Below are 7,058 nucleotides of genomic sequence, written 5' to 3' on the forward strand. Positions count from 1 at the left end.
GGTGTGAAAGGCAACGGCGCCGGTGGGCGGGCGGGGGCCGAATACTGTCGGGTGCGGGGGGAACCGCGCACGGCATGGGCAGGGGAATCAGGGATGCCAGGAGCCAGGCTGACCCGGCGGGAACGCGGGCGGATCGCCGCCGGATTGGCGGGGGGACTCGGGTACGGGGAGATCGCCCGGGCGCTGGGCCGCTCCACCTCGACGGTCTCCCGGGAGATCGCCCGCAACGGCGGGCCGGCCGGCTACCGGGCCGACCGGGCGCACTGGGCCGCCGAGCGGCGGCTGCACCGGGCCCCGGTGCGGCGGCCGGCCGGGCGGCGGCCCGGGGGCGGCGGGGACGGGCGGGACCGCGAGGCGGTGGGCCGGTTCGCCGACGGGCTGGGGGAGTTGCTGACCCGGCTGGGCCTGCCGCGGCCGGTCGCCCGGGTGCTCTCCTGCCTGTACACCACGGACAGCGGCTGCCTCACCGCGGCGGAGCTGGACGAGCGGTTGCGGGTGAGCCCGGCCGCGGTGGCCCGGGCGGTCGGCTACCTGGAGCGGCAGCAGCTGGTCCGCCGGGAGCGCGCCGGGCAGCGGCGGCGCGAGCGGTACCGGATCGCGGACGACGTCTGGTACCGGGCGCTGCTGGCCAGCGCCCAGCGCAACGTGGAGCTGGCGGAGGCGGCCCGCGGCGGGGGGCGGCTGCTCGGCCCCGGCAGCCCGGCGGGCGCCCGGATGGACGGGGCGGCCGACTTCCTGGAGCGGATCGGCCGGGAGCTGGTCCGGGCCGTCGAGCTGTGGCGCCTGGGCGCGGCCGGGAACGCCGCTGTCGCGGTCGCCGGGGGCGACCGCGACAGCTGAGCGGGGTGCTGGGGGCCGAGTCGGTCAGAGGCCGGCGGCGGCCTTCAGCCGGTCGGCGCGGTCGGTGCGCTCCCAGGTGAAGTCGGGCAGCTCGCGGCCGAAGTGGCCGTAGGCGGCGGTCTGCGAGTAGATCGGGCGCAGCAGGTCCAGGTCGCGGATGATCGCGGCGGGGCGCAGGTCGAAGACCTGGGTGACGGCCTCCTGGATCTTCAGCACCGGGACGGTCTCGGTGCCGAAGGTCTCCACGAACAGGCCGACCGGCTCGGCCTTGCCGATCGCGTAGGCGACCTGGACCTCGGCCCGCTTGGCCAGGCCCGCGGCGACGATGTTCTTGGCGACCCAGCGCATGGCGTAGGCGGCCGAGCGGTCGACCTTGGACGGGTCCTTGCCGGAGAAGGCGCCGCCGCCGTGGCGGGCCATGCCGCCGTAGGTGTCGATGATGATCTTGCGGCCGGTCAGGCCGGCGTCGCCCATCGGGCCGCCGATCTCGAAGCGGCCGGTCGGGTTGACCAGCAGCCGGTAGTCCGAGGTGTCGATGGAGAGGTCCTTGAGGACCGGCTCGACCACGAACTCGCGGATGTCGGGGGCCAGCAGGGAGTCCAGGTCGATGTCGGCGGCGTGCTGGGTGGAGACCACCACGGTGTCCAGCCGGACGGCCTTGTCGCCGTCGTACTCGATGGTGACCTGGGTCTTGCCATCGGGGCGCAGGTAGGGGACGGTGCCGTTCTTGCGGACCTCGGTCAGCCGCTGGGAGAGGCGGTGCGCCAGGGTGATCGGCAGCGGCATCAGCTCGGGGGTGTCGTCGCAGGCGTAGCCGAACATCAGGCCCTGGTCGCCCGCGCCCTGCTGGTCGAGGACGTCCACCTCGGCACCCTGGCGGGCCTCGTGGGCGGTGTCGACGCCCTGGGCGATGTCGGGGGACTGGGCGCCGATCGACACCGAGACGCCGCAGGAGGCGCCGTCGAAGCCCTTGGCGGAGCTGTCGTAGCCGATCTCCAGGACCTTGTCGCGGACCAGCTGGGCGATCGGTGCGTAGGCGCCGGTGGTGACCTCACCCGCGATGTGGACCTGGCCGGTGGTGATCAGCGTCTCGACGGCGACCCGGGAGGTTGGGTCCTCCTTGAGCAGGGCGTCGAGGATGGTGTCGCTGATCTGGTCGGCGATCTTGTCGGGGTGGCCCTCGGTGACGGACTCCGAGGTGAACAGGCGACGGGACATGACTCTCCAGGGGTGTGGGCTCTCCGGTCGGGCGGGCGGTGCGGCGATGATCATGCCCGTGCTCAAGACTCTGCTGGCAGTCGCTCGAGCACCGGCAGCGGAGTGCTCGATTCGCGCGGGCCGGTTCGCCCGGCCGACGAGGAGCAGTGGAGACGGGGTCGGGAACACTTCAAGGATCTCTTGAATGTCATGACCCGGTTCACCGCTGCGCCACGGCGGCACCCGACGGCGCTGCCACGGTGCCACCAGGATGGCACCAGCACCCCGCAGGGTGGCCGGAGGCGCGCCGGAGGAGCTCTCAAGTCGACCATGGCACCACGAATTTACCCGCTCTGACCTGCGCATTTAAAAGTGGTGGCACCAGTGGTGCCATTTTGGCTCGCCATAGCGCCACATCTGTGCCAAGCTATGCGACATGGACCTCACACCGTACGTAGCAAGCCTCCGGAACGAGCTCGCACAGGCCGCCGAGGCGGGGGGTGACGACGCTCGGGCCCTCGCAGAGCGCATCACCCCCGCCCTAGAGTCGGCGGCACGGCTCACGCTCCTGAACGCCTTGTCGGACGCCATGGGCGAGATCACTCTCGAACTCGCCCCGGGATCGGTCGACGTGAGGCTCCGGGGGCTGGATCCCGAATTCGTCGTCACCGCGCCGCCCAGCGGCGCGCCTTTCGAGGGCCAGGACGACAGCGACCGCCTTCTGGAGGAGGCCGAGCTGCCGGCCCTGCCCCCCGTACCGGAAGGGGAAGAAGGCAGCACCGCACGGATCAACCTCCGCCTCCCGGCCCATGTGAAGGCCCGGGCCGAGCAGGCCGCCGCACGCGACGGCCTCTCCCTGAACGCCTGGCTGGTCCGGGCGGTCTCCGGCGCACTGGAGCCGGGCGGCGGGCGACAGCAAGCGGCGCGCACCGGAAACGGCAGGAGGAGCATCAGGGGCTGGGTCGGCTAGACCGGCCGCCAGACCCTGGAGCTCATGAACACCGGCCCGTGAGGCACCGATTCGCCTCAGGCCATCACACCGGTTCCCACCTGCGGGAACGCCCCAACAGACAACGAGGACGGGACAGCCATGCCTTCTTACACCACCCCGGGTCCGATCACCGCCGACATCCACGTGGAGGTCGGGAACACCACGGTGCACGCCACCGACCGGACCGACACCGTCGTCCAGATCCGCCCCACCACCCCCGACGACAAGGACGACCTGCGCTCGGTGCAGGAGACCAAGGTCGAGTTCACCGACGGCCGGCTGACCATCAAGACGCCGCGGGCCCGCGGGCTGTTCAGCCCCAAGGGTTCGGTGGTCGTGGAGGTCTCGATGCCGCAGGGCTCGCAGCTCACCGCCTCGGTCGAGCTGGGCTCCCTCAACTCCAAGGGCCTGCTGAGCAACTGCGAGGTGCGCTCCAGCGCCGGCGACATCCGGATCGACGAGGCGCGCACCGTGCGGCTGAAGACCTCCAGCGGCGACATCAGCCTGGAGCGGGCCTCCGGCAACGCCGAGATCTCCACCGGCTCGGGCGAGGTGCGGGTCCACGAGATCGCCGGCAACGCCGAGATCAAGAACTCCAACGGCTACACCTGGGTCAACGAGATCGCCGGCGACCTGGAGGTCAAGGTCTCCAACGGCAACACCACCGTCGGCCGTGCGCAGAACTCGGTGGTGGTCAAGTCCGCCCACGGAAACGTGAAGATCGGGGAGGTCGCCCGCGGCACCGTCGACCTGCAGACCAAGTCCGGCAGCATCGAGGTCGGGATCCGCGAGGGCAGCTCGGCCTGGCTGGACGTCAACTCCCAGACCGGCAAGGTCTACAGCGACCTCGGCGCCACCGAGGGACCGGTCGAGGGCACCGAGACCGTCAAGGTGCACGGGCGGACCGGCTTCGGCGACATCGTCATCCAGCGCACGCAGAGCGTCTGACGCGGGCAGAGCCCTGCCCTCGCGACAACCAGGAGATGGAGGGGGCACGATGAGTGCCGCATTCGAACAGATGGGCCCGCCCATGGGCATCAGCGCAGTCGGGCTGTGCAAGTCGTACGGCGAGAAGTCCGTACTCAACGGGGTGGACCTTCAGGTCGAGGCCGGGACGATCTTCGCACTGCTCGGCCCCAACGGGGCCGGCAAGACCACCACGGTGCAGATCCTCTCGACGCTCATCGCGGCCGACGCGGGCGAGGCCTACGTCGTCGGCCAGTCGCTCGGCGACCCGGACGCGGTCCGCCGCCAGATCGGCGTCACCGGCCAGTTCGCCGCCGTCGACGGTCTGCTGACCGCCGAGGAGAACCTCCTCCTGATGGCCGACCTGCACCACCTCGACAAGCGCGAGGGCAAGCAGCGGGCCGCCCGCCTGCTGGAGCAGTTCGACCTGACCAAGGACGCGAAGAAGCGCGCCGCCACCTTCTCCGGCGGCATGCGCCGCAAGCTCGACCTGGCGATGACCCTGGTCGGCAAGCCGAGCCTGATCTTCCTGGACGAGCCGACCACCGGCCTCGACCCGCGCAGCCGCCGGGTCCTCTGGGAGCTGATCAAGGAGCTCGCCAACCAGGGCGTGACGATCTTCCTCACCACGCAGTACCTGGAGGAGGCCGACCAGCTCGCCGACCGGATCGCCGTGCTCGACGGCGGCCGGATCGTCGCCGAAGGCACCGCCGACCAGCTCAAGCGCCGGGTCCCCGGCGGCCACATCCGCCTGCAGTTCGCCACCGCGGCCGCCCTCCAGGCCGCCGCCGACCGGCTCGCGATCAGCACCGCCACCCTGGACGAGGAGAGCCTGAGCCTCCAGATCCCCAGCGACGGCAGCATCCCCGCGCTGCGCTCGGTGCTCGACCTGCTGGAGCACTCCGGCGTCCACGCCGAGGCGCTCACCGTCCACACCCCCGACCTCGACGACGTCTTCCTCGCGCTCACCGGCAACGGCAGCGCCAGCCACGTCCCCGCCCCGGCCGCCGTGAAGGAGAGCGTGCGATGAGCACCGCCTACGCGATGCGCGACTCGATGACGATGTTGCGCCGCAACCTGAAGCACGCCCAGCGCTACCCGTCGATGACGGTCTCGATCGTCGCGATGCCGGTCCTGATGCTGCTGCTCTTCGTGTTCGTCTTCGGCGGCACGCTCGGCGCGGGCATCAACCACTCGGGCGGCACCAACCGCAGCGCCTACACCAACTTCGTGGCTCCCGGCATCATCCTGATGACCGTCACCGCCGGCGCGATCTCCACCGCCGTCTCGGTCTGCACCGACATGACCGAGGGCATCATCAACCGCTTCCGGACCATGTCGATCGCCCGCTCCTCGGTGCTCACCGGGCACGTGATCGGCAACGTGATCCAGACCATGATCAGCCTGGTCATGGTGATCGCGGTGGCGCTGGCGATCGGCTTCCGCCCGCACGGCACCTTCCTCGGCTGGCTCGGCGCCCTCGGCATCCTGGCCCTGCTCGCCTTCGCCCTCAGCTGGATCTCCGCCGCGATCGGCCTGGGCGCCAGCAGCGTCGAGGCCGCCAGCAACGCGCCGATGCCGCTGACCTTCCTGCCCTTCCTCGGCAGCGCGGTCGTGCCGCCGTCCTCGATGCCGATCGGCCTGCGCCAGTTCGCCGAGTACCAGCCCTTCACCCCGATCACCGACACCCTGCGCGCTCTGCTGATGGGCACCAGCGTCGGCAACAGCGCCTGGATCTCGCTCGCCTGGGGCGTCGGCCTGAGCGTGCTGGGCTTCCTGTGGGCCCGCTCCGCCTTCAACCGCGAGGCGAAGATCTGACCCGCCCGACCCGGCGCCGGCCGCGGTGAGAAAACCGCTCGGCAGCGCTTCGAAAAAACACCGAAGAATACTCGAGAAACGCGACTGGGCCGCCCGGCATTGTGCCGGGCGGCCCAGTCGCGTTCGATTGTCCGAGAGGCCGTGCCGTCTTGGCGACAGGACAGGTCAGCGGCCCTGCCGTGCGGTCGGCGGCCCGCTCCCGGAGCGCTCGAGAAAATCTCGAAACGTGCCCGTACAAGCACCTGGCACTCGGTACTTCCTTGCCTCGTGGAATGGAACACTCCTACGATCGATGGGGAGGAGCGGGGTAATTCAATTCAGTCCGTTCCGGCCCACTGCACGAACCTCCCGAGTGTTTCCGCCAGACCGCCACCGAATTCCGCAGAGGGGTCATGAGCATTCACACGCGCAGCCATTCACCGGAACGCGGCGCCGGCCTCGCGGTCGAGAGCCCCTTCCTCTGGCGCGCCCGGCGGGCCGAGCACACCCACCAGCTGGTCTGCTTCCCGCAGGCCGGCGGCGGGGCCGGCGCCTTCGGCGACTGGCCGCAGCAGCTCCCGGCCGGCATCGAGGTGCTGGCCGTGCAGCTGCCCGGCCGGCAGAACCGCCTGCTGGAGGACCCCGCCACCGAGGCCGGCCCGCTGGTGCGCACCCTGATCCAGGCGCTGCGCCCGCTGTTGGACGGCCCGTTCTCCTTCTTCGGCCACTCCAGCGGCGCGCTGCTCGCCTACGAGCTGGCCCAGGCCCTGCAGGCCCGCGGCGGCCCGGCGCCGGCCCACCTCTTCTTCTCCGGCCAGGCCTCGCCGATCCCGTTCCGCGACCGGCCCCGGCTGGCCGGCCTCTCCGAGCAGGAGTTCCGCGCCGAGGTGCTGCGCCTGGGCGGCTTCGACGAGGAGGTCATGCAGGACGAGGAGGCCCTGGAGGCGCTGCTGCCCCCCGTGCTGGCCGACTTCGCGCTCTGGGAGCAGCACCCGATCTCCGTCACCCCGCGGCTGGCCGCCCCGATCACCGCGCTGGTCGGCGAGAGCGACAGCCGGGTGCCGGTGGAGCACATGGCGACCTGGCGCGACCACACCGACGCCGAATTCGAGCTGAAGGTCTACCCCGGCGGGCATTTCTACCTCTTCGACCAGCCGGTCGGCACCGAACTGCTGGAATTCATCGCCGCCCGGCTCACCGCCTGACCAGCACCGACCGCCGCTCCGCGGGAATGTGCCGGAGCCGTTCCGGCGCATTCCCGCGGAGC

At 71.3% G+C, this 7,058-nt stretch carries 7 protein-coding genes; 6 read left to right on the plus strand and 1 reads right to left on the minus strand.

Going from position 1 to position 7,058, the window contains the following annotated elements:
* Positions 1-93 precede the first annotated feature (93 nt).
* Positions 94-840: a MarR family transcriptional regulator gene (locus tag ACFYNO_RS29025; RefSeq protein ID WP_388018906.1), complete on the plus strand. Its 747-nt coding sequence runs from the start codon at positions 94-96 to the stop codon at positions 838-840.
* A gap of 24 nt (positions 841-864) precedes the next feature.
* On the opposite strand, the gene metK is transcribed toward ACFYNO_RS29025, so the two are convergent.
* Complete coding sequence (gene metK / locus ACFYNO_RS29030) at positions 865-2,058, minus strand: methionine adenosyltransferase (RefSeq protein ID WP_388018909.1); 1,194 nt, start codon at positions 2,056-2,058, stop codon at positions 865-867.
* A 415-nt stretch (positions 2,059-2,473) separates the two neighbouring features.
* On the opposite strand from metK, the gene ACFYNO_RS29035 reads away from it, so the two are divergent.
* From ACFYNO_RS29035 to ACFYNO_RS29055, 5 genes are all read left to right on the plus strand, one after another.
* A complete protein-coding gene (locus tag ACFYNO_RS29035) occupies positions 2,474-3,007 on the plus strand; it encodes a toxin-antitoxin system HicB family antitoxin (RefSeq protein ID WP_388018912.1) in 534 nt (177 codons plus the stop codon).
* A gap of 120 nt (positions 3,008-3,127) precedes the next feature.
* On the plus strand, positions 3,128-3,976 hold the full coding sequence (locus ACFYNO_RS29040; RefSeq protein ID WP_388018915.1) for a DUF4097 domain-containing protein: 849 nt from the start codon (positions 3,128-3,130) through the stop codon (positions 3,974-3,976).
* A gap of 49 nt (positions 3,977-4,025) precedes the next feature.
* Entirely contained in the window at positions 4,026-5,024 is a 999-nt protein-coding gene (locus ACFYNO_RS29045) for an ABC transporter ATP-binding protein (RefSeq protein WP_388018918.1), read from the plus strand.
* Complete coding sequence (locus tag ACFYNO_RS29050; protein ID WP_388018921.1) at positions 5,021-5,812, plus strand: ABC transporter permease; 792 nt, start codon at positions 5,021-5,023, stop codon at positions 5,810-5,812. Before ACFYNO_RS29045 ends, ACFYNO_RS29050 begins: the two co-directional genes overlap by 4 nt.
* A gap of 392 nt (positions 5,813-6,204) precedes the next feature.
* The gene (locus ACFYNO_RS29055) at positions 6,205-6,996 is read left to right on the plus strand and encodes a thioesterase II family protein (RefSeq protein ID WP_388018924.1); all 792 of its coding nucleotides are present in this window, start codon (positions 6,205-6,207) and stop codon (positions 6,994-6,996) included.
* Positions 6,997-7,058: the final 62 nt, after the last annotated feature.

The organism is Kitasatospora sp. NPDC006697 (assembly GCF_042869935.1).
GTDB lineage: Bacteria > Actinomycetota > Actinomycetes > Streptomycetales > Streptomycetaceae > Kitasatospora.

Coding starts and splice junctions, on each gene's coding strand:
- ACFYNO_RS29040 (WP_388018915.1), top strand. CDS start 3,128: ATGCCTTCTTACACCACCCCGGGTCCGATCACCGCCGACATCCACGTG.
- ACFYNO_RS29035 (WP_388018912.1), top strand. CDS start 2,474: ATGGACCTCACACCGTACGTAGCAAGCCTCCGGAACGAGCTCGCACAG.
- metK (WP_388018909.1), bottom strand. CDS start 2,058: ATGTCCCGTCGCCTGTTCACCTCGGAGTCCGTCACCGAGGGCCACCCC.
- ACFYNO_RS29025 (WP_388018906.1), top strand. CDS start 94: ATGCCAGGAGCCAGGCTGACCCGGCGGGAACGCGGGCGGATCGCCGCC.
- ACFYNO_RS29050 (WP_388018921.1), top strand. CDS start 5,021: ATGAGCACCGCCTACGCGATGCGCGACTCGATGACGATGTTGCGCCGC.
- ACFYNO_RS29055 (WP_388018924.1), top strand. CDS start 6,205: ATGAGCATTCACACGCGCAGCCATTCACCGGAACGCGGCGCCGGCCTC.
- ACFYNO_RS29045 (WP_388018918.1), top strand. CDS start 4,026: ATGAGTGCCGCATTCGAACAGATGGGCCCGCCCATGGGCATCAGCGCA.